The sequence below is a fragment of the Kitasatospora sp. NPDC087271 genome (assembly GCF_044744605.1).
GTDB lineage: Bacteria > Actinomycetota > Actinomycetes > Streptomycetales > Streptomycetaceae > Kitasatospora.
On the sequence record NZ_JBIUYQ010000001.1, the window covers coordinates 207067 to 230781 of the forward strand.

Annotated in this window: 23 protein-coding genes and 1 riboswitch; of the genes, 6 read left to right on the forward strand and 17 right to left on the reverse strand. The window is 72.6% G+C overall.

Going from position 1 to position 23715, the window contains the following annotated elements:
* Window positions 1-29: 29 nt before the first annotated feature.
* On the forward strand, window positions 30-1415 hold the full coding sequence (locus ACIO9K_RS00880) for an 8-oxoguanine deaminase (protein ID WP_400325729.1): 1386 nt from the start codon (window positions 30-32) through the stop codon (window positions 1413-1415).
* Between the two features lie 287 nt (window positions 1416-1702).
* Here the strand turns inward: ACIO9K_RS00880 and ACIO9K_RS00885 are convergent, their stop codons facing one another.
* Window positions 1703-2089, reverse strand: coding sequence for a gamma-glutamylcyclotransferase (locus ACIO9K_RS00885; RefSeq protein ID WP_363579264.1), 387 nt, complete (start codon window positions 2087-2089; stop codon window positions 1703-1705).
* A 154-nt stretch (window positions 2090-2243) separates the two neighbouring features.
* Entirely contained in the window at window positions 2244-3896 is a 1653-nt protein-coding gene (aceB, locus tag ACIO9K_RS00890; RefSeq protein WP_400325732.1) for a malate synthase A, read from the reverse strand.
* Between the two features lie 188 nt (window positions 3897-4084).
* On the opposite strand from aceB, the gene ACIO9K_RS00895 reads away from it, so the two are divergent.
* Together ACIO9K_RS00895 and ACIO9K_RS00900 are read left to right on the forward strand one after the other, a co-directional pair.
* Entirely contained in the window at window positions 4085-4882 is a 798-nt protein-coding gene (locus tag ACIO9K_RS00895; protein WP_363579268.1) for an IclR family transcriptional regulator, read from the forward strand.
* A gap of 184 nt (window positions 4883-5066) precedes the next feature.
* Window positions 5067-5702: a hypothetical protein gene (locus ACIO9K_RS00900; protein WP_400325736.1), complete on the forward strand. Its 636-nt coding sequence runs from the start codon at window positions 5067-5069 to the stop codon at window positions 5700-5702.
* A gap of 19 nt (window positions 5703-5721) precedes the next feature.
* On the opposite strand, the gene ACIO9K_RS00905 is transcribed toward ACIO9K_RS00900, so the two are convergent.
* On the reverse strand, window positions 5722-7032 hold the full coding sequence (locus tag ACIO9K_RS00905; protein WP_400325739.1) for a hypothetical protein: 1311 nt from the start codon (window positions 7030-7032) through the stop codon (window positions 5722-5724).
* 2 nt (window positions 7033-7034) lie between these two features.
* A riboswitch (cyclic di-AMP (ydaO/yuaA leader) is annotated at window positions 7035-7201 on the reverse strand.
* Window positions 7202-7467: 266 nt separating this feature from the next.
* Window positions 7468-8826 carry an esterase/lipase family protein gene (locus tag ACIO9K_RS00910; protein WP_400325742.1) on the reverse strand — a complete coding sequence of 453 codons (1359 nt, stop codon included), beginning with the start codon at window positions 8824-8826 and terminating at the stop codon, window positions 7468-7470.
* A 209-nt stretch (window positions 8827-9035) separates the two neighbouring features.
* Between ACIO9K_RS00910 and ACIO9K_RS00915 the strand changes: the two genes are divergently transcribed.
* Window positions 9036-9365 carry a MoaF-related domain-containing protein gene (locus ACIO9K_RS00915; RefSeq protein ID WP_063349998.1) on the forward strand — a complete coding sequence of 110 codons (330 nt, stop codon included), beginning with the start codon at window positions 9036-9038 and terminating at the stop codon, window positions 9363-9365.
* A 93-nt stretch (window positions 9366-9458) separates the two neighbouring features.
* On the opposite strand, the gene ACIO9K_RS00920 is transcribed toward ACIO9K_RS00915, so the two are convergent.
* Together ACIO9K_RS00920 and ACIO9K_RS00925 are read right to left on the reverse strand one after the other, a co-directional pair.
* Window positions 9459-10601: an alpha/beta hydrolase-fold protein gene (locus ACIO9K_RS00920; RefSeq protein ID WP_363616739.1), complete on the reverse strand. Its 1143-nt coding sequence runs from the start codon at window positions 10599-10601 to the stop codon at window positions 9459-9461.
* 232 nt (window positions 10602-10833) lie between these two features.
* Window positions 10834-11454: a TetR family transcriptional regulator gene (locus ACIO9K_RS00925; RefSeq protein WP_400325746.1), complete on the reverse strand. Its 621-nt coding sequence runs from the start codon at window positions 11452-11454 to the stop codon at window positions 10834-10836.
* Between the two features lie 142 nt (window positions 11455-11596).
* On the opposite strand from ACIO9K_RS00925, the gene ACIO9K_RS00930 reads away from it, so the two are divergent.
* Window positions 11597-12361 (forward strand): SDR family NAD(P)-dependent oxidoreductase, encoded by a 765-nt coding sequence (locus ACIO9K_RS00930; RefSeq protein WP_400325749.1) that lies wholly within the window; start codon window positions 11597-11599, stop codon window positions 12359-12361.
* Between the two features lie 380 nt (window positions 12362-12741).
* On the opposite strand, the gene ACIO9K_RS00935 is transcribed toward ACIO9K_RS00930, so the two are convergent.
* The 6 genes from ACIO9K_RS00935 to ACIO9K_RS00960 all read right to left on the reverse strand — a co-directional run bounded on the left by ACIO9K_RS00935 (window position 12742) and on the right by ACIO9K_RS00960 (window position 17514).
* Entirely contained in the window at window positions 12742-13269 is a 528-nt protein-coding gene (locus tag ACIO9K_RS00935) for a GNAT family N-acetyltransferase (protein ID WP_400325752.1), read from the reverse strand.
* 95 nt (window positions 13270-13364) lie between these two features.
* Complete coding sequence (locus ACIO9K_RS00940; RefSeq protein ID WP_400325755.1) at window positions 13365-14339, reverse strand: phosphotriesterase; 975 nt, start codon at window positions 14337-14339, stop codon at window positions 13365-13367.
* On the reverse strand, window positions 14336-14875 hold the full coding sequence (locus tag ACIO9K_RS00945; RefSeq protein WP_400325758.1) for a carboxymuconolactone decarboxylase family protein: 540 nt from the start codon (window positions 14873-14875) through the stop codon (window positions 14336-14338). The genes ACIO9K_RS00940 and ACIO9K_RS00945 overlap by 4 nt, the downstream gene beginning before the upstream one ends.
* Window positions 14876-14892: 17 nt before the next feature.
* Window positions 14893-15531 (reverse strand): DUF4865 family protein, encoded by a 639-nt coding sequence (locus ACIO9K_RS00950; protein ID WP_400325761.1) that lies wholly within the window; start codon window positions 15529-15531, stop codon window positions 14893-14895.
* A gap of 126 nt (window positions 15532-15657) precedes the next feature.
* Window positions 15658-16224 carry a TetR/AcrR family transcriptional regulator gene (locus tag ACIO9K_RS00955; protein WP_400325764.1) on the reverse strand — a complete coding sequence of 189 codons (567 nt, stop codon included), beginning with the start codon at window positions 16222-16224 and terminating at the stop codon, window positions 15658-15660.
* A gap of 270 nt (window positions 16225-16494) precedes the next feature.
* A complete protein-coding gene (locus ACIO9K_RS00960) occupies window positions 16495-17514 on the reverse strand; it encodes an LLM class flavin-dependent oxidoreductase (RefSeq protein ID WP_400325767.1) in 1020 nt (339 codons plus the stop codon).
* A gap of 383 nt (window positions 17515-17897) precedes the next feature.
* Here ACIO9K_RS00960 and ACIO9K_RS00965 point away from each other — a divergent pair, with 383 nt between their 5' ends.
* Window positions 17898-18887 carry an aldo/keto reductase gene (locus ACIO9K_RS00965; protein WP_363579290.1) on the forward strand — a complete coding sequence of 330 codons (990 nt, stop codon included), beginning with the start codon at window positions 17898-17900 and terminating at the stop codon, window positions 18885-18887.
* Between the two features lie 107 nt (window positions 18888-18994).
* On the opposite strand, the gene ACIO9K_RS00970 is transcribed toward ACIO9K_RS00965, so the two are convergent.
* The 5 genes from ACIO9K_RS00970 to ACIO9K_RS00990 all read right to left on the reverse strand — a co-directional run bounded on the left by ACIO9K_RS00970 (window position 18995) and on the right by ACIO9K_RS00990 (window position 23696).
* Entirely contained in the window at window positions 18995-20068 is a 1074-nt protein-coding gene (locus ACIO9K_RS00970) for an LLM class flavin-dependent oxidoreductase (protein ID WP_363616719.1), read from the reverse strand.
* Window positions 20069-20071: 3 nt separating this feature from the next.
* The gene (locus ACIO9K_RS00975) at window positions 20072-20977 is read right to left on the reverse strand and encodes an ABC transporter substrate-binding protein (protein ID WP_400325771.1); all 906 of its coding nucleotides are present in this window, start codon (window positions 20975-20977) and stop codon (window positions 20072-20074) included.
* A gap of 63 nt (window positions 20978-21040) precedes the next feature.
* A complete protein-coding gene (locus tag ACIO9K_RS00980) occupies window positions 21041-21808 on the reverse strand; it encodes an ABC transporter ATP-binding protein (RefSeq protein WP_400325773.1) in 768 nt (255 codons plus the stop codon).
* Entirely contained in the window at window positions 21805-22671 is an 867-nt protein-coding gene (locus ACIO9K_RS00985) for an ABC transporter permease (RefSeq protein WP_400325776.1), read from the reverse strand. The genes ACIO9K_RS00980 and ACIO9K_RS00985 overlap by 4 nt, the downstream gene beginning before the upstream one ends.
* Entirely contained in the window at window positions 22668-23696 is a 1029-nt protein-coding gene (locus ACIO9K_RS00990) for an NrtA/SsuA/CpmA family ABC transporter substrate-binding protein (RefSeq protein WP_363579300.1), read from the reverse strand. The genes ACIO9K_RS00985 and ACIO9K_RS00990 overlap by 4 nt, the downstream gene beginning before the upstream one ends.
* Between the last annotated feature and the right edge of the window lie 19 nt (window positions 23697-23715).

Genomic DNA, 23715 nt, shown 5'->3' on the forward strand with positions numbered 1-23715 from the left:
TCCCGGCCCTCCCCCATAGGAGTGACACCATGGCAGTCCAGCCCCCACCCGCCGACCAGCGGATCGTCATCGAGAACGTCGCGATCGCCACCGTCGACGCCGACGACACCGAGTACGCCCGCGGCCACGTGGTCGTCCTCGGCAACACGATCGAGTCGGTCGGCGACGGACCCGCCCCGCAGTGGCTGGACAACGTGGTGCGCCGGATCAACGGCGAGGGCCACCTGATCACCCCCGGCCTGGTCAACACCCACCACCACTTCTACCAGTGGATCACCCGCGGCCTCGCCCAGGACGACATCCTGTTCGACTGGCTCGTCGCCCTCTACCCGACCTGGGCCCGGATCGACGAGAAGCTCGTCCACGCCGCCAGCCAGGGCTCCGCCGCCGCCCTCCTCAAGTCCGGCTGCACCACCGCCTCCGACCACCACTACGTCTTCCCCGAGGACGGCGGCGACGTCCTCGGCGCCTCCATCGAGGCCGTCCGGGAGCTCGGCCTGCGGTTCACGGCGCTGCGCGGCTCCATGGACCGCGGCAAGAAGGACGGCGGCCTCCCGCCGGACCACGCGGTCGAGGCGCTCGACGACATCCTCACCGCCTCCGAGGCCGCCGTGGACACCTACCACGACTCCTCCTTCGGCTCGATGCTGCACATCGCCATCGCGCCCTGCTCGCCGTTCTCGGTCTCCACCGACCTGCTCCGCCAGTCCGCCGAACTCGCCCGCCGCAAGGGCGTCCGGCTGCACACCCACGGCTCGGAGACCGCCGAGGAGGAGCAGTTCTGCAAGGAACTGTTCGGCATGGGCCCGACCGACTACTTCGAGTCCGTCGGCTGGCTCGGCGAGGACGTCTGGATGGCGCACTGCGTCCACATGAACGACTCCGACATCGCCAAGTTCGCCGAGACCGGCACCGGCGTGGCCCACTGCCCCTCCTCCAACGCCCGGCTGGCCGCCGGGATCGCCCGCGTCCCCGACATGCTCAGGGCCGGCGTCCCGGTCGGCCTCGGCGTCGACGGCACCGCCTCCAACGAGTCCGGCGAACTCGGCACCGAGTTGCGCAACGCCCTGCTGATCAACCGTCTGCACGGGTCCCCGGCCGCCCTCACCGGCCGCCAGGCGCTGCGGCTGGGCACCATGGGCGGCGCCCGGGTGCTCGGCCGCCAGGACGAGATCGGCTCGATCGAGGTCGGCAAGCTCGCCGACCTCGCGCTGTGGAAGATCGACGGCGTCCTGCACTCCTCCATCGCCGACCCGGTCGCCGCCCTCACCTTCGGCGCCCTGCCGCCGCTGGCCGTGCTGTTCGTCAACGGCAACGCCGTCGTCGAGAAGGGCCAGCTGACCACCGTCGACGAGGACCGGATCGCCCGCGCCTGCGCCCGCGCCGCCAAGGAGCTCGCCGCCCGGCCGCTCTGACGCGCCGCTCCTCCTCCACCCCTGAACTCCGGGCCGCCCAGGGACGGTGCGTGACCCGGACTCCGCAACCCGGCCTTCCCGGCCGGCGCGCGGACCGCAGCCCCGGACCCACGGCGAGGGTCCGGGGCTGCGGCGTGCCCGGGGGCGGGTGACGAGTGACGGATAACAGCGAACAGATAACAGCTGACGAAAGTTGTCATCTGTTATCTGTTCGCTGAAATCTGTTCGCCGTGATTCGCTTGCTGTGATCCGTTCGCCGTGGTGCGTCCGCCGCTACGCGCCCGGTCTCAGGCGGTGCGCCCGAGCGAGCCGAGGTAGGCGCGCCAGCCCCCGTGGTGGGTGATCTCGCGGTGCACCCCCCGCTCCACCTCGCCGCGGGCGAGCAGCATCGACAGGCAGGCGGAGCCGTCGTCGAGCTTGATGACGCCGAGCTCCAACTCCCGCGGCTCGCCGGGGAGGATGACGTCGCGCAGGTGCTCCAGGGTGATCTCGTAGAGCTCGCCCTCGATGGCGGTGTCGACCGCCGGATCGGCGAGCAGGCCCGGGCAGACGTCGTCGATCGAGAAGAAGCGGTAGCCGGGGGCCGTCCGGGCCGGGCCGACCAGCGAGTCGGCGACCTTGGCGTGGAACGGTCCGCCGACCATGGCCTGGCCGTTGAAGAAGATGCGGGGCACGGTTGAACTCCTTACCGGGTACCGGGAAAAAGCCGTTCCGCACGGCGACGGGAGGACAGGTGGAATCGTCGCCGCACGGAACGGAGCAATGGGCCGGCGGGACCGCTACAGCCTGGCAGGCGGCAGCGGCGGCGCCGGCGGATGGATTGGGGGCTCAGCCCAGCAGGGGAAGCGCGGGGAGGGTCAGGAAGTCCGCGAACTCCTCGGCCAGGGCGACCTGTTCGAAGAGCTGGGCGGCCTCGCGCCAGCGGCCGCCGGCGTACGCGTCCGCACCCAGCTCGGCCAGGAGTTCGGCCAACTCCGCGGCGACCAGGGCGCGGACGAGGTCCGCGGTGGCCTTCTCGCCGGTGTCGGACAGGACGACGCCGTTGTGGATCCACTGCCAGATCTGCGAGCGGGAGATCTCCGCGGTGGCGGCGTCCTCCATCATGTTGAAGATGCCGACCGCACCGAGGCCGCGCAGCCAGGCCTCGATGTAGCGGATGCCGACCTGGACGGCGTTGTGCAGCCCCGCGTGGGTGCAGCTGCCGCCCGCGCCGGCGATGTCGAGCAGCTGGGTCGCGGTGACCGGCTCGGAGGGCCCGGGGTGGTCCTTCTGGTGGGGGCGCCCGCCGAGCACCGCGTCGAAGGAGGCGCGGGCGACCGGCACCAGGTCCGGGTGGGCGACCCAGGAGCCGTCGAAGCCGTTGCCGGCCTCGCGGTCCTTGTCCGCCTTGACCTTCTCCAGGGCGGCGGCGTTGACCTCCGGGTCCCTGCGGCTGGGGATGAACGCGGCCATGCCGCCGATCGCGTGGGCGCCGCGCCTGTGGCAGGTCTGCACCAGCAGGCGGGTGTAGGCGGCCATGAACGGCGAGGCCATGGTGACGCTGTTGCGGTCCGGCAGGACGTACTGCTCGCCGGCGTCGCGGAAGTTCTTGACGATCGAGAACAGGTAGTCCCAGCGCCCGGCGTTGAGGCCGGCCGCGTGGTCGCGCAGCTCGTAGAGGATCTCGTCCATCTCGAACGCGGCGGTGATGGTCTCGATCAGCACGGTGGCGCGGACGGTGCCGTGCGGGATGCCGAGCGCGGCCTGGGCGTGGGTGAACACGTCGTTCCAGAGCCGGGCTTCGAGGTGGCTCTCGGTCTTCGGCAGGTAGAAGTACGGGCCGGAGTTGGGGTCCTCGGCGCCCTTGGCGAGCAGCCGGGCGGCGTTGTGGAAGAAGTACAGACCGAAGTCGAGGAAGGCTCCGGCGACCGGGGTGCCGTCGACGAGCAGGTGGTTCTCGTCCAGGTGCCAGCCGCGCGGGCGGACCACGACGGTGGCGAGTTCGGCGGCGGGCTTGAGGGCGTACGCCTTTCCGGCGGAGGTGGTGAAGTCGATCCGGCCCTCGAAGGCGTCGATCAGGTTGATCTGGCCGCTGACCACGTTCTCCCAGGTCGGGGAGGTGGCGTCCTCGAAGTCGGCGAGCCAGATCCGTGCGCCGGAGTTGAGGGCGTTGATGACCATCTTGCGGTCGGTGGGGCCGGTGATCTCGACCCGGCGGTCCTGGAGCGCGCGGGGCGCCTCGGCGACCTTCCAGTCGCCGGCCCGGACGTCGGCGGTGTCGGGGAGGAAGTCCAGCGTGCCGGCTCTGGCGATCTCCGCCCGGCGGGCCTTCCGCCCGGCCAGGAGGTCCTGTCGGCGCCCTTCGAAAGCGCGATGGAGGCCGACGACGAAGGCGACCGCCTCCGGAGTGAGCACCTCCTCCGCCCGGTGAACGCGCGGACCGGCGACAGTGACGACCGGAGCAGCGGGGGAGGCGCCGACGGGTCCCTGTTCTGTAGCCATGGGCAGGACACTCCTAAGCGGTTGAGCCTGGCGAAGGGAGCTCCGGTGGGAACTTCCTTGATCGGAACCCGCCTGCCGGCGGATTCGATTCTGTAAGGTGGAGACTAGTTTCCGCGATACAGAATTTCAACGGTTTGTTGATGTGATCGCCGGGACTCTACTCCTCCCCGACAGCGAAGGGAACGCCGGTGGTTTCGACCCCCGACACAGCATCGACGACCAGCCCGGACCGCGCGACCGGCGGCGTGCAATCCGTCGAGCGCGCCTTCCAACTCCTGGAGGCGCTGGCCGACTCCGGCGGCGTGGCCACCCTCAGCGAGCTCTCCGCCAGCTCCGGCCTGCCGATGCCGACCATCCACCGCCTGGTTCGTACCCTCGTCCAGCAGGGCTATGTACGCCAGGACACCGCACGTCGCTACACCCTCGGCCCCCGGCTGATCCGCCTCGGCGAGACGGCCGGCCGGCTGCTCGGCAGCTGGGCCCGCCCCTACCTGGCCGAACTCATGGAGGCCACCGGCGAGACCGCCAACCTGGCGGTGCTGGAGGGCGGCGAGGTGGTGTACGTCGGGCAGGTGCAGTCGCGGCGCTCGATGCGGATGTTCACCGAGGTCGGCCGACGGGTGCAGCCGCACTGCACGGGCGTCGGCAAGGCGCTGCTGGCCCAGCTCCCCGAGGACGAGGCGCGCGCCGTCCTGGGCCCCAACCCGCTGCCCGCGCACACCGAGTACACCGTCACCGACCCGCAGGAACTGCTGCACCAGCTCGCCGAGGCGCGCGAGCGCGGCTACGTGGTCGACGACCAGGAGCAGGAGATCGGCGTCCGCTGCATCGCGCTCGCCGTACCGGGCGCGCCGACGCCCACCGCCCTGTCGGTGTCCGGCCCGGAGGCCCGCATCCGGGCCCTGGAGGAGCAGGCCGGCACGTCCTCGCTGGTGCCGGTGATGCACCACATCGCGACCCGGCTGGGGCAGGTCCTCGCCCCCTGACCCGTCGCCACCGCCCGCTTCACGTACGGGAAGTCGATCCGGTCGACTTCCCGCACGTGCGCTCCCCCGTTCGGGCGGACGCCGAGCGGGTTGTACCGGCCCCCGGCGCAGGCTCCGCCACCCTGGTGCGGACGCGGCCCGCAACGGCGCGGGCGGCCGGGGCCCCGGGACAGGGTGGACGACGATGACGTACAGGCGTTCGACAATGCGGGGCGGGTCCGGGCAGGGCGGGTCCGGGCAGGGCGGGTCCGGGCAGGGCGGGTCCGGGCAGGCCAGCAGGCTCTGCGGATTCCGCGCGGCCTCGCTCGTCGCCGCGATGGCGGCCGGCTGTTCGGTGGCGACGCTTACCGCCGGCCCGTCCTGGGCGCTGCGGCGGCCCGATCCCCGGCCGGCGGTGGACACGGCAGCCACCACGGCGTCCCGCTCCGATCTGGAGGTGGTCAGGCTCGACCCGGACGCCGCCCCGCCCGGCGGCACCACCACCGTCCACGCCTTCATCGCCAACCGAGGCCCGGACACCACCGCCGCACCGTTCACCGTGCTGGTGACGCTGCCTCCCGGGGTCTCCCCGGAGGGCCCGTACTTCCCCGAGGACTGCGAGGTGCGGCTCAACGGCCGGCAGGTGCGCTGTGCCTTCCCGGCCGGACTGCCCCCGCTGCGCAGCGCGACCGCGCTGGTGCCGGTGCGCCTCTCCCCGGACCTGCGGATCGGCAAGCTCACCGGCGGCTCGGTCGCGGTGCGCGGCGTGGACGACCCGGACGAGGGGAACAACCGGCAGCCGTTCGACATCACGGTGGTCGAGACGGCTCCCGGTTCCTGACCCGGAAGCCCCGAAGGCCCTACCGGTACACGCGGACGTAGTCGGCGGCGAAGGTGATCGGGGCGGTGCCCTGCGGCGCCGGGTGGTACTTCCCCGCGCCGACCGACAGGTTGAGGATCAGGTACGCCGACCAGTTGGCGCCGACACCCTTGCCGTCCGAGAACACCTTGGCGCCGTTGACGTACCAGTCCACCGAGGTGGCGCCGTAATAGGTGCCGATGGTCACCCACTGGTCCTTCGCGACGGCACCGGCGTCGGTGTAGTACTTGGGGTTGCCGGGGTTGACGTGGTTGGTCAGCTCCAGCAGGTTCGGGTTGTCGGGGTGGTACTCGAAGGAGTCGACCTCCCCGTTGCCGTTCTTCCAGGTCCAGAAGGCCGGCCAGGCGCCGGAGCCGGACGGCAGCTTGACCCGGGTCTCGGCGTAGTCGCCGGTCCTGACCCGGAAGCCCTCGCTGGAGCCCTCGGTGGTCAGGAAGCCGGTGTTCCAGGCCTGCTTGCCGTTCTCCAGCGTGGTGGTGCCGGGCGCGGCGGTGAAGGTGGCGACCCCGTTCGCGACGCTGACGTTGTTCCTGTTCAGCAGGTCGAGCTTGTTGTCGTCCGGGTTGTGGTTTCCGTACTTGTACGCGGTGCTCTTGTCGCCGACCCAGCGCGAGCCCCAGCTGATCGGGCCGTTGAACTCGTCGGACCAGGTCAGCGACTTGCCGGCGACCGGGGATGCGGGGGTGCCGGCCGACGGGCTGGCGGTGGCGCTCGGGCTGCTCGGGCTGCTCGTCGGGGTCGGCTTCGCGGTGGGGGTCGCCGTCGGGGTCGGGGCGGGAGTCGGCTTCGTGGTGGGCGCCGGGGTCGGGGGCGGAGTCGGCGCCGGAGTGCTGGAGACCACCAGCTGCTGCGAGGCCAGGTTGTGCCAGGCCCCGCCGAGGTCCTGCCAGAAGCCGAACTGGGTGTACGTCCCGGCCGGCAGGGCGCGTGCGCCGCTGGTGAAGGACAGGCCGCTCGGGCAGATCTGCACGTTGGAGGCGTTGCCCGGGAAGTCGAGGTTCGCACCGGCCGCGTTCCGGACGCCCACGCCGACGGTCTTCGCGGTGAAGCAGGCCGAGGAGTGGAGGGTCAGCGAGGCGGTGGCGGCCTGGTTGGCGACCATGGTCGCCGGGGCGAGCCGGTCCTGGGTGACGGTCGGGGCGGTGGCGGCCTGGGCGCCGGAGACGGCCGGCAGGCCGAGCAGTCCGGCGCCGGTGACGGCGAGCGCTCCGGTGACGGCGAGGGCGGCGTTGCGGCCCCGGTGGGAGGGGCGGGCGTGGCGCGGCGCGCGGCGCCGGGCAGGCTGGTGCATGGCAGTGTCCTCTGCGACGCCTGCGAGGTGAGCTGTCGGATTCGGGCTGAGGCAGCCCGGCCGCCGGTGGAAGCGGCTTCACCCCTAGCCACGGCCCGCACGCGGGAGCGTACGGGCCGGGCGCTGACCTTGGTTCCCCCGCTCCCGTCCGCTGTGGTGCTCGGTTGCCGGCCGGCGGGTGGACAGGACTCGGCGTCCCGGCGGCGGGGGTCCGCGAGGGCGGACGACGGTTGCAGGCTAGGCGGGCCGTCCGTGAACGGACAACCTGCCCGGGCCGGTTGTCGCACAGGTCACAGTGGTGTCGATCAACGACGCTGCGTGGTGGATCAGTTGGGACGGATCAGCGGAGCCGTCGAGCTGCCGAACGACGGATCGGCGAATCGACGGGTCACGGGTCCACGGGTCCACGGGTCCACGGGTCCACGGGTCCACGGGTCAAGCGAGCCAGTTGTCGACCTGGCTCTCGGCCTCCGGCGCCCAGGCGAGTTCCAGGTGGTTGAGGCCGGTGAGCAGCCGGGTGCCGCCGATCGTCGCGATGCCGGTGGTGTCCAGGGCGCTCGCGGTGAACACGATGCCGTCGCTGGGCCCCCGGTTCTCGTTGAGCACGCCCGGGATGTCGGCGGACCCGCCCGCGAGCAGATAGGTGCGCACCGACGCGGGGACGCCCGCCTGTTGCAGCGGCGCGATCAGCGAACCGGCGTCGATCGCCGCCTGGATGCCCTGGCCGGAGGTGTAGAAGCCCTGGCCGCCGTAGTAGGTGGTCCACCAGTCCTGGGCGGTGCCGTCCACCCCGTACCGGCCGTCCCAGCGGGCGAGCAGCTGGCGCTGGCCCGGGTAGCAGTCGTAACCGCCGGTGGGCAGCACGCCGAGGCAGGGCTGCGCCGTGTAGGTGCCGTAGCAGGTCATGTAGAGGTGCGGGGACGGCGCGTTGGCGGTGCCGCCGCAGGCCGGCCAGCTCGCGAGGTCGAACGACCAGCCGTGCGCGTACACGTAGTCGAGCCCGCCGTTCGGGCCCCCGAGGGTGATCAGGCGGCGCACGTCGCCCGCGTAGGCCCGCCCCCAGGACGGGCGCACCGAGGACACGTACGCCCGGGCGGCGACCTCGCCCTTGCTCCAGGCCACCACGTCCACCTGGGGGACGCCGAGGCGGGCCCGGATCAGCGCGACGGCGTCGCCGACGGCCTGCGCCTGGAGCAGGTTGTCGCCCTGCTTGTGGGCGAAGCCGATGGCGAACACCCGGTGGCCGGTGCCGGCGAGGTACTGGGCGAGGCCGGTGGACGGGCAGGTGGAGGCACCGCAGGTGCCGCTCTCCCCCGGGTTCGCCCAGGCGCGGTCGGCGTTGTCGTTGGCGCCGTGGACCAGCAGCACGGGGGTCGGACGGCTGCCGGTGTCCCAGCCGGTCGCCGAGTACAGCAGGAAGCGGCTGGAGGAGGGCTGGCCGGTGCCGCCGAAGTACGTCCGGCGGGCGCCGTCCTGGTCGCCGCGGCCGTCGGCCGGGTACTGCTCGGTGCGGAAGCCGGGGGTGGTGTCGAGGTAGCGCTCGACCTTGGCCCAGCCGTTGCCGGGGGCGGGGAAGGCGGCTTCGAGGGCGAGCGGGGCGGTGGCCGCCTCGGCGGCGGTCTGGGCAGTGGCGGTCTGGGCGACGGTGGCCTGGGCGGGAGTGGGGGTGCCGAGGAGCAGCGCGGCGAGGGTGAGCAGGAGGGCGGACAACGCGGTGGGGGTGCGTCTGACGGCGGTGGGGGTGTGCCGCACGGGAGTGGGGGTGCGTCTCATGGGGGTGGGGGTGCGTCTCATGGGGGTGGACGGTAGGACCGGCCGCCGGCGGGCGCCCAGGTGCCCGCCGCACACCGCGCCGGCCTGCGCGGTGGCGGCCGGTGCCGTGGCGCACCGTCCACGGGTGCGCCCACCCGGCTCACCGGGTCGGATAAATTGGAGGTCCGACATCTTCCGCAGTGCACAAGACCGCCGTGCACGGCCCCACAGGAACGAGGTACCGCCCCACCATGACCGCGCCCCTGCCCGCCTTCGCCGGCCGCACCTACCTCTTCCGGGCCGACAACGGCGCGGCCTTCCGCAACACCTACTCGGCCGACGGCAGGCGGCTGCGCTGGGAGGGCCTCGGCGAGTCGGCGGGCCAGTGGGAGGACGTGCGGCTGCACGTCGCCGAGGTGGCGCCGGAGATCTACTTCATCAGCTGGACCGAGGAGAGCGGGATCACCGTCAGCCACGTGATGGACCTCGGCCGGCTGACGGTGCGCGCCTTCTGGACGTACGAGGGCGAGGGCGGCCGGGTCGGCGAGCTGCACACCGGGACGCTGGAGCGGGTGGCCTGAGCCTCACCGCTCCCGCGCCCCCTCGCTGTCCGTCGGCTTACTCAGGCCGTCTGAGCAGACTGCCTGCTCAGACAGTCTGCTCGGGCGGCCTGCTCAGGCAGCCTGGTTCGGGACCTTGAGGTGCTGGGACAGCCACTCCAGCGAGGACGGCAGCAGCGCGCTCCAGGTCTCGAAGTTGTGGCCGCCGTTCTCCAACATGCTGTAGGAGACCTTCATCGGGGACTGCACGGCGTCGACGAAGGCCTCGGTGTCGCGCCGGTAGTCGCCGTCGCCCTTCTTGGTGCCGGCCAGCAGCACGGACACCTTGGGCTGCGGCAGGTTCTTCAACCGCCACATCAGGTTGGCCTCGTCACGACGCTGCTTGCTGCCGCCGAACAGGTCGCCCGTGGTCGGGTCGTCGGCGGCGTCGTAGTAGGCGGAGAGCGCGACGGCGGTCGGAAAGACGTCCGGGTGGCGCATGGCCAGCTTGAGGGCGCAGTAGCCGCCGGTCGAGTTGCCCATGAAGGCCCAGGCCTGCGGGTCGGACGAGACCCGGAAGCTCGCCTGGATCGCTGAGGGGACGTCCTTGGTGAAGTACGTGTCGGACTGCGCGCCGCCCGGGATGTCCTCGCACTCGGTGTCCTGCGGCAGGGCCGGCGAGGGGCGCATCAGCACCATGACGGTCGGCTGCATCTTGCCGTCCTGGAGCAACTTGAGCGCTGCGCCCGGGTAGTTGAACCGGGTGATCAGGTTCTCGGCGATCCCGGGGAAGCCGGTGCTGACGATCACCGCCGGGAACTGCCGCTGCGCGTACTCCGGTTGGAAGTACTGCGGCGGCAGGAAGACGTACCCCTCGGTGGACAGCCGGCTGGCCGCGCCGTCGATCCGCACCTTGCGGATCTCACCGGACTGGCTGGGCTCGCGGCCCATCGCGCCGCCGCCCTTGACGGAGGCGTGGCCGATCGTCTCCACGAGCAGCCGGCCGGACGCGTCCGCCTTGTTGTGGATCACCACCGGGCCGGTGTCACCGGTGCCCAGCAGGTCGTCCCAACTGCTGTAGAAGGCGAAGTAGTTGTTCGCCACCAGGCCGAGCGCGGCCAGCACCGCGAGCTGGGTGGCGAGCAGGGAGCCGATCCGGCCGAGCACCGCCTGCCAGGTCTGCTTGGCGAGTCTTGGCCACAGCCAGACCGTGCCGGCCGTCATCACGACGGCGATCAATACGGCCAGCGCCAACACCTTGTGGCTCGTCAGACCCATGTCCTACTTGCTCCCACGCCTCGAACTCCCCGCCCCCTCCGTCCAGGACATCCGAGGTGGTCACCCCGGTTCCCCCACCGGGGCGCGCGATCACCCACCCTAACGGGGCCGGGGAGGAGGAACAGGTGACAGATGACAGCCGACAGATAACAGATAACAGATAACAGATAACAGATAACAGATAACGAAATCTGTCAGCTGTTATCTGTTATCTGTTCGCGGCCGGGCGGGCTCAGCCCTCCCGCCCGTAGAGCCGCAGCCCCGCCGTGAGTTCGCGCATGCAGCGCGCACCGAGCTCCCGCGGGGAGCCCGGGCCGGTCGTGGGCGCGTCCGAGGCGGCCCATTCCTCCAGCGCGACCCGGATCGCGGCCGTCGCCGCAGCGGCGGCCAGTCGGATCTCCAGCGGGCTGGTGCCGCCCGGGCAACGCGCCGCGAGGACCACCCGCAGCCGCTCCTCGGAGTCGGCGTGGACGCGCTGCCACGTGCCGTCGAGGCGCGGGTCGCGCAGCAGGCTTCGCGTCCACTCCATCGCCTCGACCGCCTCCTCGTCGGGCGGGGTCAGCGAGGCGACCGCCGAGCGCTCCAGCGCCTCGCGCAGCGGCAGGTCGGCCGGGGCCTCGGCGAGCTGGTCGACCCAGCGACGCCCGCCGGCCGCCAGCAGCGGCGCGACGGCGTCCTCCTTGACGGAGAAGTACCGGTAGAAGGTGCGCAGCGAGATGCCGGCCGCGAGGGCGATCTCCTCGGCGGTGGTCGCCTCGGCCCCGCGCTCGGCGAAGAGTGCGGCGGCGGTACGGGCGATGTCCAGCCGGGTGGCGTCGCGGCGGCGCTGATTCAGGGTGGGGCGTCCGGTCACAGGGTCAGCGTACGCGGGCCGGTGCCACTGTGGCGCGTTGCGCCGAAGTGACACACAGAGGACTTATTGGCACGTTATGCCATGAGGGCGTACCGTGCCTCTTGAGGTCGAGAGGCCACGCACGAACGAACGGAGTACCACCATGGAGCGCTTCAGCGGACGGAACGTCCTGATCACCGGCGGCGGCTCTGGCATCGGCCAGGCCACCGTGCACCGGATCCTCGCCGAGGGAGGGAAGGTCGTCGCCGTCGACGTCGACGAGGACGGCCTGAAGACGACCCTGGACCGCGCGACCGCCGACGGCACCGCGGACCGCCTGGCCATCCAGGTCCTGGACATCTCGGACGAGGCGGCCGTCGTCGCCGGCGTCGCGGCGGCGATCACGGACCTCGGCGGGCTGGACGCCCTGGTCAACGCGGCCGGCATCCTCCGCTCCTCGCACACCCACGAGACCAGCCTGGAGTTCTGGAACAAGCTCCTCGCGGTCAACCTGACCGGCACCTTCCTGATGACCCGCGAGGCGCTCCCCGCGCTGCTCGCGGGCGGCAGGGGTGTGGTGGTCAACTTCAGCTCCACCTCGGCGAGCTTCGCCCACCCCTACATGGCCGCGTACGCCGCGACCAAGGGCGGCATCCAGTCCTTCACCCACGCCATCGCCTCCGAGTACGCGAAGCAGGGCCTGCGTGCGGTCTGCGTCGCGCCGGGCAGCATCGACAGCGGCATGACCCACAACCCCGGGCTGCCCGCCGACGCCGACTTCAGCCTGCTCGCCAAGCTCGCCCCGGCCCTCGGCCAGGGCTTCGCGGGTCCGGAGACGGTGGCCGGGGTGATCGCGATGCTGGCCTCCGACGACGGCGCGTTCGTCACCGGCACCGAGCTCCGCATCGACGGCGGCACTCACATGTGAGCCGCCGGACGGCCGCGCGACGGCGGGGACCCGGTCACTCCCCCCCCCCCCGTGACACGGGCCTCGCCGTCGCGTCGCGGACGGCGGGGCCGGGCTCGTGGCGGCGGGGCCGGGCTCGCGAAGGCCGCCCGGGTCAGCAGAGGCCGCCGTTGCGGGCCGCGGCGAGAACGGCGGCGGCGGGGCTCGGTCGGCGGTGCCGCCGTCCACCCGCTCGGCCGTAATCAGGACCCGGAAGTACAGCGGCGCGGCGAGGTTCTTGATGAACTCGGCCGGGTCGGTGCCGGGTGGCAACTGCTCGCCTTCGGCGCGTTCGCGGCCGTCGAGCAGGTGGCGGGGTGGATCGGCGGGTGACCGGTCCGTCCGGCCGTCAGTTGCAACCGTCAGCGCAGCGGCTTCGCCATCACGAGCTCCCGGGAGACCCCGCCGGCGAGCGGCCCGCCGGGCCCGCCGGGCTCGGTGAGCGCGGTGAGCGCGGTGAGCGCGGTGAAGCCGTGCCGGCGGTAGAGCGTGATCGCGGGTTCGTTGCCTGGGAGCACCGCGAGGCGCAGCGTGCTGCCGCCGGATGCGCGGGCCCAGCGCTCGACCTCCTCCAGCAGGCGGTCGGCGACGCCCCTGCCGCGTGCCTTCGGTCCGACCCACACCGAGCGCAACTCCCGTACGCCGCCGGCCCCGGGGAGACCGTCAGCCAGGCCGACGGGCGTGGCGTCCGGACCGTCCGGACCGTCCAGCAGCGCCGCGACGTGGTGGGCGCCCGGAAGGTGCAACCGGGCGCGCCACCGTTCCTCACCGCCGTGGCGCCAGTCCGCCAGGCGGGCCTTGAAGGCGTGCGGCGCGTCGGAGAGGGCGGCGAGGCGCAGGTCGCGCCAGAGCGGCCAGTCGTCGGTCGTGAGGATGCGCAGGGTCACCATGGCCGTCACGGTAGGGCGTGGGCGGCGGGCCTTCACCGAGGACCCGGGTTCGGCCTGCGGCCGGTCGAGACCGGGGCGGGCCGAGCGGGGACAGCTCAGGGCGTGCGCCACTCGGTGGCGAAGGCGGCGGCCGGGTTGGCGGTGAGGAGGAGGCCGGGCAGTTCGGGGCCGAAGGTGCGGGCGAGCCGTGGGGCGAGGTCGTTGAGCAGTGCGGTCGGGCCGTCGGCCCGACGGGCGGTGCGGGTGGTGGTGTCGGCGCCGAGGAGGAGCCGGGAGGCGTGGCCGGCCTCGACGAGGTCGGCGATGACGTCGAAGGCCTGGTGGTCGGCCGGGTAGCCGGCCCGGGAGGGGCTGTCCAGCGCGAAGTAGACGCCTTCCGCGGCGAGTTCGCGGTGCACCCGCACATCCGGCAGCCGGGTGAGGTGACCGAGGATGATCCGGTGGGGCGGGACGCCGTGTCGAACGTGCAGCCGGTTCAGGACGAGGTGCGGGTCGGCTCGGGGTTCGAGGTGGACGGCGATCGGGGCACCGGTGGCGTGGTGCGCGTCGGCGGCCGCGGCCATCACCCGGCGGGTGTGCGCCGTGGTGGCCCCGGGGTCGCAGGCGATCTTGATCAGGCCCGCCCGGACGGCCTCGGGCGACGCGGGTGCTTCGGGGGCCTCGGCGGCTACGGGCGGTCCAGGCAGCTCGGTGGCCGGTTCGGCCGTCAGCCCGGTGGTGAGTTCGGCGGTGAAGCGCTCGGCCAGCCCGTCGTACACGGCAGGGAGGGTGTCCGGGTCGTAGTGGGCCGCCTGGTGCAGGCCGGTGGCGACGACGACGTGGACTCCGGTCGCACGGGAGAGCTTCGCGAGGGAGTCCGCTCCGCGACCCATGCCGTACGGGGTCCACTGGACGAACGACCGTCCGCCGGCCGCCGCGAAGGCGCGCAGGACACCCTCGGCGGCGGCCGGGTCGTCCAGTTCCTCGCCGGGGAGCAGGGGGCTACGGATGAAGAGGTGGTCGTGGGAGTCGGTGGCACCGAGTTCCGCGGGGTCGAGGTCGCCGAGGACGGTACGGATCGTGGGGGTCATGCCCGGTCCGCCTCGGTCGGGGTTGCGGGGGTCGGGGTTGCGGGGGTCGGGGATACCTCGGTCGGGGATACCTCGGCGAAGGTGGCGGTGGCGACCCGCAGACCGGCCAGAGCCTTGGGGACGCCGACGTAGGGGGCGAGGTGGACGATGACCTCGGTGATCTCCTCCCTGGTCAGGCCGATCCGCAGACTGTTGCGGACGTGGTCGGCGAGCTGCGGCTCCACGCCGCCGAGGGCGGTGAGCGCGGCCAGGTTGGCCACCTGCCGGTCGCGCAGGGCGAGACCGGGGCGCTGGTAGGTGCCGCCGAAGAGACTGGTGACGATCCAGTCGGGGAAACCGGGTGCGAGGCCGTCCAGGCCACCGAGGGTCGCGGCGGCGACCGGGCCGGCGAGGTCGGCGAGCAGGGCGTAGCCGGCTTCGCGGTCGAGCGGCGCGGGGGTCAGGTCGGCCGGTGTCATCGGGGCGGGGGCCGGGACGGCGGGGTCGGTCGCGGGGGTGACGGGGGCGGTCGCGGAGGCGGGCGTGGGGCTGGTCATGGGAGTGGCGAAACCTTTCACCAGTGCCGGCCGCCAGGCAGCCGGTCGAGTTCGGGACGGGACAGGTGCAGCACCTGGTAGCGGCTGCCCGGCACGTCGTCCGGGGCCGGGCCGTGCCAGAGGGCGAAGCGGACCAGTTCCCAGCGGCTCGGGTCCACCGCGACGGCGGCGGTGTGCAGAGCGGGGTGCGCGGGGAACTCGGCGAGGGCCCGTTCGACCGCCTCGGCGGGATCGTCGGACTCGGGGAGCCTGACGGTGTGGCGGGTAGCCGTGGTCGTGGTCGTGGTCGTGGTCGTGGTCGTGGTCACGATCGAAGTCGAAGTCGAAGTCGAAGTCGCCGGAGCGTCCGGCACGGCGCCGTGGGCCAGACCGGCGCCGAGCCAGTGACGGACGACCGGGCGGCCGAAGTCGGCGCTCAGGCCGCGGAAGCCCGGTCCCCAGAGGAAGCTGTTCATGCCCTCGACGGTGCGCCAGAGGTAGAACGGCGCGTACTGGTTGACGGGCGACCCGTCGCGGCCCCGCTCACGGACCAGGTACGCCTTGAGCCCGAGGCCCGGGTGTGCATCGAGCAGATGGCCCTTGTCGGCGACGCGCTTGCGGATGATCCCCAGGTCGTAGTCGGCGGGGAGGGTGATCTCGTACTGCATGGCGTGCACGGCGGGTCTCCTCGGTCGGATCGTCGAGCGGGCGTCGCTCGGCCACGCGGTCACGCGCTCGGTCACGCGGTCACGCGGTCACTCGGTCAGTCGGTCACGCGGCCGCTCAGCCGTGCGCGGCGCGGGTCAGGCGGTGCGTTGGGCGGCGAGCAGGCCGAGGGCGCCGCGTACGGCCTGATCAAACGGCTCGGCCCGGCCGGCCGCGCGGGCCAGAACGTAGCCGCCCTGGACGACGGCGACCACGGCAGCGGCGGTGTCGGCCGGGTCGACACCGGGGGCGAGCTCGCCCGCCGCCTGGCCCTCGGCCACCAGCTCGGCGATCCGGGCGCGCAGCCAGTCGAAGGTCTCCTCGACGGGGGCGCGCAGTTCGGGGTCGGCGATGACGTCCGGGTCCTGGGCCATCCGGCCGATCCGGCAGCCGCGCAGCACGTCGCGGTCGCGGCGCAGGTAGGCGGCGATGCGGTCGTACGCGCTGCCGGGGGCGGACAGGTCGGCGGCGGCGACTCCCCGCAGCTCCTCGGCACTGCGGCGCAGTGCGGCGGCGGCGAGGTCGGGCTTGCCGGCGAAGTGGTGGTACATGCTGCCCTGGCCGACGCCGGCGTGCCGCTGGATGGCCTTGGGGCTGGTGCCGACGTAGCCGCGCTCCCAGAGGAGTGCCTGGGTGCTCTCGATGAGGCGGTCCTGGGTGGTCATGCGAACCACTGTACATACCAGTAGGTACAGAAGGCCAGGGATTGCCCGGCCCGACGCGGACGCGAGACGGACCGACGCGGTCCGCGCCGTGGACGAGGCGGGCGGACGGGTCCGCGCCGTGGACGAGGCGGGCGGACGGGTCCGCGCCGGGGACGACTGAGGGCCGTGCGCCGCCCCCCGGCGGCCACGGCCCCTCGCCCGCTCGTCTCCCCCTCCCCGACCGGCGGCACTCCACCGCGGCCGGTGGCGCGCGTCACGTCGGGCGGGCGCTCACGGAAGCTCGCGCCTGACCACCGGGGCTACCTCCGCCGCGAACAGCTCCAACTGCTCCCGCTGCGCCCCTTCCGTCAGAGCGTCGACTCCGATCCCGACCACCTCGTTGCCGAAGGCCTCGTGATAGCGGTGGATCTTCTCGATCACCTGCTGCGGGCTTCCGACCAGGGCCGAACCGTGCTCCAGCGCGTCCTCCAGCGAGGTGAACGGCGACTTGTTGTGCCGGCCGGCCGCCGAACCGAACATCGCGTCCCAGTACGGACGGAAACCCTCTACCGCGTCCTGCGAGCGCTTGGCGACGTACAGCCCGCCGAAGCTCGCGCCCACCCTGGCCTCCCTCGGGTCGCGCCCGTAGTGCGCCCAGCGCTCGCGGTAGTGCTCCACCAGGGAGCGGTACTTGGCCAGCGGGTGGAAGCAGTTGGCGGAGAAGAGCGGATCACCGTAGCGGGCGGCCAGGTCGGTGGACTGGGTGCTGGTCGCGCTGCCGTGCCACACCGGGATCGGGTCCTGCAACGGGCGCGGCGCGACGGCCGCGTCCTTGAGCGGCGGGCGGGTCGAGCCCTCCCAGGTCACCGTCTCCTCGCGCCAGAGCCGGCGCAACAGGTCGTAGTTCTCGGCGAGCGCGTCCCACTGGCGCTCCTCGGGCAGGCCGAACAGGTCGAAGTGCCGCGGGTCGTTGCCCTTGCCGATGATCAACTCGACCCTGCCTCCGGAGAGCTGGTCGAGCAGGGCGTAGTCCTCGGCGACCCGGACCGGATCCAGGATGCTCAGCACCGTCACCGTGGTGAACAGCCGGATGGTGGAGGTGCGGGCCGCTATCGCGCTGAGCAACACCGGCGGCGCCGGGGAGAGGAACGGTTCACCGTGCCGCTCCCCCACGCCGTAGCCGTCGTAACCGAGTTGCTCGGCCACGACCGCCTGGTCGATGACGTTCCACAGCTTCTCCTGCGGGGTGCGCTGGACGCCGGTCACGGGATCGGGGCCGTTGGCGACGAGGGACGAGACGGTGAACCGCACGGCGGTCTCCTTGGGGGCGCTCGATGGGGCCTCGGCGCGACGCCCCGACCCGAGGCGCGGGCAGGGCTGCCGAGGAGGGGTGGCGGCGGCCCGCGCGGAACGCCCCGGTACGGGCTGCGCTCACGCGGGCGGCACCGGGAGGGGATCGCGGCGGAGCGGCTCTGGGGCGGCGTCAGCGCGAGGTGCGGCGGCGGCGACGACAACAGCGGGGCGCGGCGGTCACGGGTGCGGTCGCGGTTGGGGTCGCGGGTGCGGTCACAGCCTGGACGGTCATCGCGACTCCCCCTTCGCCTCGCACGCGTACGATCCTCCGCGAGCATAAGCACCGGTCAGAAACGGGGCAAGGGCTTGATCCGCCCGCGGCGACTGGCAAGATGTCCGGCATGAGCTACCTCGCCGCGGATGACCGCTATGCCTCGATGACCTACCGCAAGGCCGGCCGCAGCGGCGTTCAGCTGCCGGCCGTCTCCCTCGGCCTCTGGCACAACTTCGGTGACGCCCAGCCGCTGGAGGTCCAGCGGGCGGTACTGCGCCGCGCCTTCGACCGGGGGATCACCCACTTCGACCTCGCGAACAACTACGGTCCGCCGTACGGCAGCGCCGAGCGCAACTTCGGCTACCTGTTCGCCCAGGACTTCCGCCCGTACCGCGACGAGCTGTTCATCGCCAGTAAGGCCGGCTGGGACATGTGGCCCGGCCCGTACGGCAACGGCGGCAGCCGCAAGTACCTGCTGGCCAGCCTGGACCAGTCGCTGGGCCGGATGGGGCTGGACTACGTCGACGTCTTCTACTCCCACCGCTACGACCCGGACACCCCGCTCGAGGAGACGATGGGCGCGCTGGACAGCGCGGTGCGCTCGGGCAAGGCGCTGTACGCGGCGATCTCCAACTACCCGGCGGAGCAGCACCGGGAGGCGGTGGCGATCCTGCGCGAGCTGGGCACGCCGGTGCTGCTGAACCAGTCGGCGTACTCGATCCTCAACCGGTACGTGGAGGAGGGCGTGCTGGACGCGGTGGGCGAGACCCGGACCAGCCTCATCGCCTACTCGCCGCTCGCCCAGGGCCTGCTGACGGATCGCTACCTGTCGGGTGAGGTGCCGGCAGGTTCGCGGATGTCGGTCGGGCGGTTCCTGACCGAGGAGGCGCTCAGCGGGCCGAAGCTGGAGCAGCTGCGGGCACTCAACAAGGTCGCCGAGCGGCGCGGGCAGACGCTGGCGCAGCTCGCGCTGTGCTGGGTCCTGCGGGACCCGCGGGTGGTCTCGGTGATCATCGGGGCGAGCAGCGTCGCCCAGCTGGACCAGAACATCGACGCGCTCGCGGGCGGTCCGCTGACCGCGGAGGAGCTGGCGGAGATCGACCGACTCAGCCTCTGAGCGGGGAGGGGGCGGGCGGGGCTTGCCGGCGGAACGGGCGAACAACTGACAGCTGACAGATTTCATCGTCTGTCAGCTGTCAGCTGTCAGTTGTCGGCTGTCAGCTGTCAGCGGCGGATGCCCAAGGCGGGCAGTACCGTTTCTGCAACCCGGTGGGCCTCCTCCAGCAGGGGGTTGCCGGAGAGGATGAAGGTGTCGACGCCCAACGACTCGAACTCCTGCAACCGCTCGACCACCTGGGCAGTCGAGCCGACCACCGCCGTACCGGGGCCGGGGCGGAACAGGCTCATTCCCGGCCAGAGGTTCGGGTAGGCCTCCAACTCCCGGGCCCGTGCGGGCACCTTGCCGCCGTGCTGGCGGAACTGCCGCTGCCAGCCGACCCCGTCCTCCCCCTTGGCGCCGCCCAGTTGACGGGCGTACGTGGCCTCGCTCGTGACGTCGAGCAGGCGGTCGGCGGCCGCCCAGGCCTCATCCTCGGTGTCGCGGACGATCAGGTGCAGCCGCAGCCCGATCCGCAGGGTCCGGCCGTGGGCGGCGGCCCGCGCCCGGACCAGGTCCAGCTTCTCCTTGAGCAGGTGCGGCGGCTCGCCCCAGGTCAGGTAGACGTCCACGTGCTCGGCCGCCATCTCGATGCCGGCCGCCGAACTGCCGCCGAACCAGAGCGGGATGCCGCCGGGCTGGACCGGCGCCAGCTCCCTCAGGCTCGCGCCCGCGTTCTTCAGATCGTAGAACTCGCCCTTGTGGTCGAAGACTTCGCCGGCGGTCAGGCGCTTGACGATCGACCAGTACTCGGCGCTGAGCCGGTAGCGGTCGTCGTGCTCGACGTCCAGTCCGTACTCGCGCAGTTGCGCGGTCGAGCCGTTGACCACGTTGAACCGCAGTCGGCCGCCGTGCATCCGGTCGAAGCTGAGCGCCATCTTGGCCAGCAGGGTGGGCGAGACCAGCCCCGGGTGGACGGCCAGCAGCGGCTTGAACGCCGGGGTGGTGGCGGCCGCGAGCGCGCTGCCGAGCGTCCACACGTCGTAGAGGTCGGTCGCGAGCAGGGCGCCGGTGTAGCCCAACCGCTCGACGCTTCCAGCCAGTTGCTGCAGGTAGCGGAGATCCACCGGGCGGCGTCCGGCCGGCTCCCACGGGTAGTGGCCCTCGCGCGGGATGATGTACCAGAGGACTTCGGAGGCCATGGTTCAGACCGCCTTGGCGAGCGCGGCGGCCACCGGGGCCTCCAGCTCGGGCAGATGGGCGTCGGAGACGGTCAGTGCTCGGTCGATGAACCCGACCCCGTGGAAGATGTCCGCGGCCTCCTGCTGCTCGGCGATGAACCCGGCGGTGGCGGGCTCCAGTTGCCACGGCAGTGCGGCCAGCGCCGCCTGCCAGTCGACGGCCGAGCCGCCCAGCTGCTCCGCCGCGATCGCAGCCGCCTCGGCCGGGTGGGCGGCAACCCAGGCGTCGGCCCGGCGCAGCGCGGCGGCGATCGCGGCGACCACCTCGGGGCGCTCGGCCGCGAAGTCCCGGCGGGTGAAGAACACCGAGCGGTCGGTGATGACGTCGCCGGTGCGGACCAGCTCCCGGAAGCCCCCGCTCCGGCGGGCGGCGGCCAGTTCGGCGCCCTGGGCGATCCACCCCGCGATCTCGCCGTCGCGCAGCCGCTGGGCCTGGTCCTCGCCGGCCGCCGGGCGCACCGGGGTGACGTCCTCGGCGTACGAAAGTCCCTGCGCGTGCAGGGCCTTGGCGAGCAGATGGGTCTGCCAGGATCCGATGCCCAGCACGACGGTGCCGCCCTTGAGGTCCGCCACCGCCTGGACCGGGCCGCCGTCCAGCACCAGCAGAGCGCCGTGGTCGGGCCGGGGTGCGGAGACCGCCGCGTACACCAGGTCGTGGCCGGCCGCCTGGGCGGTGACCGGCGGGGTCGAGCCCGTCCCGCCGAAGTCGATGGTGCCGTCGGCGAGCAGCGCACCGGTGCGGGTGCCGTCGGCGTAGTGGTGGAAGGCGCCGGTCTCGCCGAGCGGGGCCAGTTCCTCGTCCAGGTAGGGCAGTCGGGCGAGGTAGTAGAGCGAGGGGTTGCTGGCGTGGACGCCGAGGGTCACGGTCATCTGTTCAACTCCGGTGGTGCGGGCTGGCGTTATCGAGGACGGTTCGGTGGGGCCGATTACGGGTCAGTGGACGCCGAGGTCGGCCAGCAGTCGGCGGCGCAGGTCGGCGAAGGCCGGGTCTGCGGGGTCGCGGGGGTGGTCGACGGCGACCGGCTCGTCGCGCACGAGCAGGCCGTCGCGCAGGACGGCGACGCGGTCGGCGAGCCGGACGGCCTCCTCCACGTCGTGGGTGACCAGCAGCACGGCGGGGCGGTGGCGGCGGACGAGGTCACCGACCAGGTCCTGCATGCGCAGTCGGGTGAGTGCGTCCAGTGCGGCGAACGGCTCGTCGAGCAGCAGCAGTTGGGGTTCACGGACGAGGGCCCTGGCGAGGGCGACGCGCTGCGCCTCGCCGCCCGAGAGGGTGGCCGGCCAGGCGTCGGCGTGCTTGTCCAGGCCGACCTCGGCGAGCGCCTTGAGTCCGGTCTCCCGGGTGGCGGCGCCGCGTGGCAGGCCGACCGTGACGTTGGCCAACACCCGCTTGGACGGCACGAGTCGGGGCTCCTGGAAGACCACCGTACGCACCGGCGGGACGAGTACGGTGCCCTCGTCGGCCCGGTCGAGCGCGCCGAGGATGCGCAGCAGGGTGGTCTTGCCGGTGCCGCTGGCGCCCAGCAGCGCGACGAACTCGCCCCGGGCGATGGAGAGGTCGACGCCGTCGAGGACGGCCCGGGTGCCGAACACCCGCCGCAGGCCCCGCAGGTGGACGGCCGGAGCGGCGGTCGCGGGCGCGGCAGTCGCAGGCGCGGAGGTCTCGGAGGTAGCGGAGGTAGCGGAGGTAGCGGTGCTCATCGGGCTGCCCCCTGGACGGCCTGGCGCCACGGCATCAGGAGGCGTTCCAGGACCCGGACGACCGCGTCGGCGGTGAGGCCGAGCAACCCGTAGATCAGGATGCAGACGGCGAGGATGTCGGTGCGCGAGTAGTTCTGTGCCTGGGCCATCAAGTATCCGATCCCCTCGGTGGAGTTGATCTCCTCGGCGGCGATCAGGGCGATCACGCTGAGCGTCATCGACAGCCGCAGGCCGGACAGCAGGGCGGGCAGCGCGCCGGGCAGGACGACGGTGCGCACGATGGCCCAGCGACCGAGCCCGAAGCTTCGCATCGCCTCGACCAGCTTGCGGTCGGTGTTGCGGACGCCGCCGGAGGCGGACACGTACATCGGGAAGCTGGTGGCGACACCGATCAGGGCGACCTTCGCGGTCTCGGTGATGCCGAACCACACCATGAACAGCGGGACCAGCGCCAGGAACGGGACGGTGCGCAGCACCTGGATCGCGGAGTCGAGCAGTTCCTCGCCGAGCCGGGTGAAGCCGGTGACCACGCCGAGCACCAGACCGGTGGTCGCGCCGAAGAACAGGCCGAGGCCGGCCCGGGTGAGGGAGACCCCGAGGGCATCGGTGAGCTGGCCGTTGCCCCACAACTCGCCGACGGCCTCGGCGACCTGGGCGGGTGAGGCGAGGACGTCCTGGGTGAGGGCGCCGGTGGCGGAGGCGAGCGCCCAGCCGCCGAGCAGGGCGAGCGGGCCCAGGGTGCGCAGGATCACGGCCAGGGCGCGCGGGCGGGGTCGCTGCCGCCTGGTGTGCGGGGTGACGAGTCCGGAGTCGAGGGCGGTTCGGGTCTCGTCGGTGGCGCGTTCGGGGGCGGCGGTGGTCACTTGGCACCGTCCCCGAGCTTGTTGATGTCGATCAGGTACGGCTTGACGTCCACGAGTTGCTTGGTGACCTTCTGGTCGGCGAAGAACCGGGCGACGGTGCCGAAGCGGGCGGTGTCGGCGTCGGAGATGGCCTCCGCGGCAGCGCCCTGCCCGCTGACGTTCACCGCGATGTCCTTCTCGGCGGGGGTGACGGCGGTCGGCCCGGAGTCGGTGAAGACGTTGAGGTAGGCGGCCGGGTCCGCCTTCTCCTTGAGGCCGTTCTCGCGCAGGTAGGTGTAGAAGGTCTTGACCACCTCGGGGTGCTTGTCGGCGAAGCCGTTGCGGACGGCCCAGACGGCGTAGTTGTCGGAGCCGACCTCCTTGCCGTTGGCCAGGAAGTGCGCCCCGGCGTTGGCAATGGTGGGCGTGGAGAAGGTGTTCCAGGTCGCCCAGGCGTCCACCTGGCCGGAGTTGAAGACACCTGCCGTCTGGTCGGCGCGCAGGTAGACCCGTTCGACCTTGTCGGCCGGGACGCCGTTCTTCTCCAGCGCCTTGAGCAGCAGGTACTCACTGGTGCCGCCCTGGGAGACGGCGACCTTGCGGCCGACCAGGTCCTGGACGGACTTGATGGGCGAGTCGTTCTTCACCAGGATCCCTTCGCCGACGCCGTCGGGCGCGGTCTGGGCGAACAGCTTGAAGCCGGGCTTCTGGGCGAGCGCGGCGACGGCCGAGGTGATCGAGCCCTGGGCGACGTCCAGTTGGTCGGCGGACAGGGCCTGTGCGGCCGGGGCGAACGGGCCCGCGCTGCCGGTCCAGGCGACCTTGGCGTGGACGGCGGCCAGAGCCTTGTCCAGCGAACCGTCCTTCTTGCCGCGGGCGAGGAACCCGTTGTTTCCGGGGTCGGGCAGGCGGAGCACCACGTCGGCCTTTCCACCGGCCCCGCCATCGGCGGAGGCCTTGGCCCCGTCGGCGGACGAGCCGCAGGCGGCCAGTGCGGTGGAGGCGAGCAGCGCGGTGGCGGCGAGGGCGAAGCGGGGGGTCTTCACGGGGTCTCCAAACGAAGGA

What these genes read in the sequence shown, in the direction of transcription:
- ACIO9K_RS00880 (WP_400325729.1), top strand. Translation starts at nt 30, where the DNA reads ATGGCAGTCCAGCCCCCACCCGCCGACCAGCGGATCGTCATCGAGAAC.
- aceB (WP_400325732.1), bottom strand. Translation starts at nt 3,896, where the DNA reads ATGGCTACAGAACAGGGACCCGTCGGCGCCTCCCCCGCTGCTCCGGTC.
- ACIO9K_RS00900 (WP_400325736.1), top strand. Translation starts at nt 5,067, where the DNA reads ATGACGTACAGGCGTTCGACAATGCGGGGCGGGTCCGGGCAGGGCGGG.
- ACIO9K_RS00905 (WP_400325739.1), bottom strand. Translation starts at nt 7,032, where the DNA reads ATGCACCAGCCTGCCCGGCGCCGCGCGCCGCGCCACGCCCGCCCCTCC.
- ACIO9K_RS00910 (WP_400325742.1), bottom strand. Translation starts at nt 8,826, where the DNA reads ATGAGACGCACCCCCACCCCCATGAGACGCACCCCCACTCCCGTGCGG.
- ACIO9K_RS00915 (WP_063349998.1), top strand. Translation starts at nt 9,036, where the DNA reads ATGACCGCGCCCCTGCCCGCCTTCGCCGGCCGCACCTACCTCTTCCGG.
- ACIO9K_RS00920 (WP_363616739.1), bottom strand. Translation starts at nt 10,601, where the DNA reads ATGGGTCTGACGAGCCACAAGGTGTTGGCGCTGGCCGTATTGATCGCC.
- ACIO9K_RS00930 (WP_400325749.1), top strand. Translation starts at nt 11,597, where the DNA reads ATGGAGCGCTTCAGCGGACGGAACGTCCTGATCACCGGCGGCGGCTCT.
- ACIO9K_RS00935 (WP_400325752.1), bottom strand. Translation starts at nt 13,269, where the DNA reads ATGGTGACCCTGCGCATCCTCACGACCGACGACTGGCCGCTCTGGCGC.
- ACIO9K_RS00940 (WP_400325755.1), bottom strand. Translation starts at nt 14,339, where the DNA reads ATGACCCCCACGATCCGTACCGTCCTCGGCGACCTCGACCCCGCGGAA.
- ACIO9K_RS00945 (WP_400325758.1), bottom strand. Translation starts at nt 14,875, where the DNA reads ATGACCAGCCCCACGCCCGCCTCCGCGACCGCCCCCGTCACCCCCGCG.
- ACIO9K_RS00955 (WP_400325764.1), bottom strand. Translation starts at nt 16,224, where the DNA reads ATGACCACCCAGGACCGCCTCATCGAGAGCACCCAGGCACTCCTCTGG.
- ACIO9K_RS00965 (WP_363579290.1), top strand. Translation starts at nt 17,898, where the DNA reads ATGAGCTACCTCGCCGCGGATGACCGCTATGCCTCGATGACCTACCGC.
- ACIO9K_RS00970 (WP_363616719.1), bottom strand. Translation starts at nt 20,068, where the DNA reads ATGGCCTCCGAAGTCCTCTGGTACATCATCCCGCGCGAGGGCCACTAC.
- ACIO9K_RS00975 (WP_400325771.1), bottom strand. Translation starts at nt 20,977, where the DNA reads ATGACCGTGACCCTCGGCGTCCACGCCAGCAACCCCTCGCTCTACTAC.
- ACIO9K_RS00980 (WP_400325773.1), bottom strand. Translation starts at nt 21,808, where the DNA reads ATGAGCACCGCTACCTCCGCTACCTCCGCTACCTCCGAGACCTCCGCG.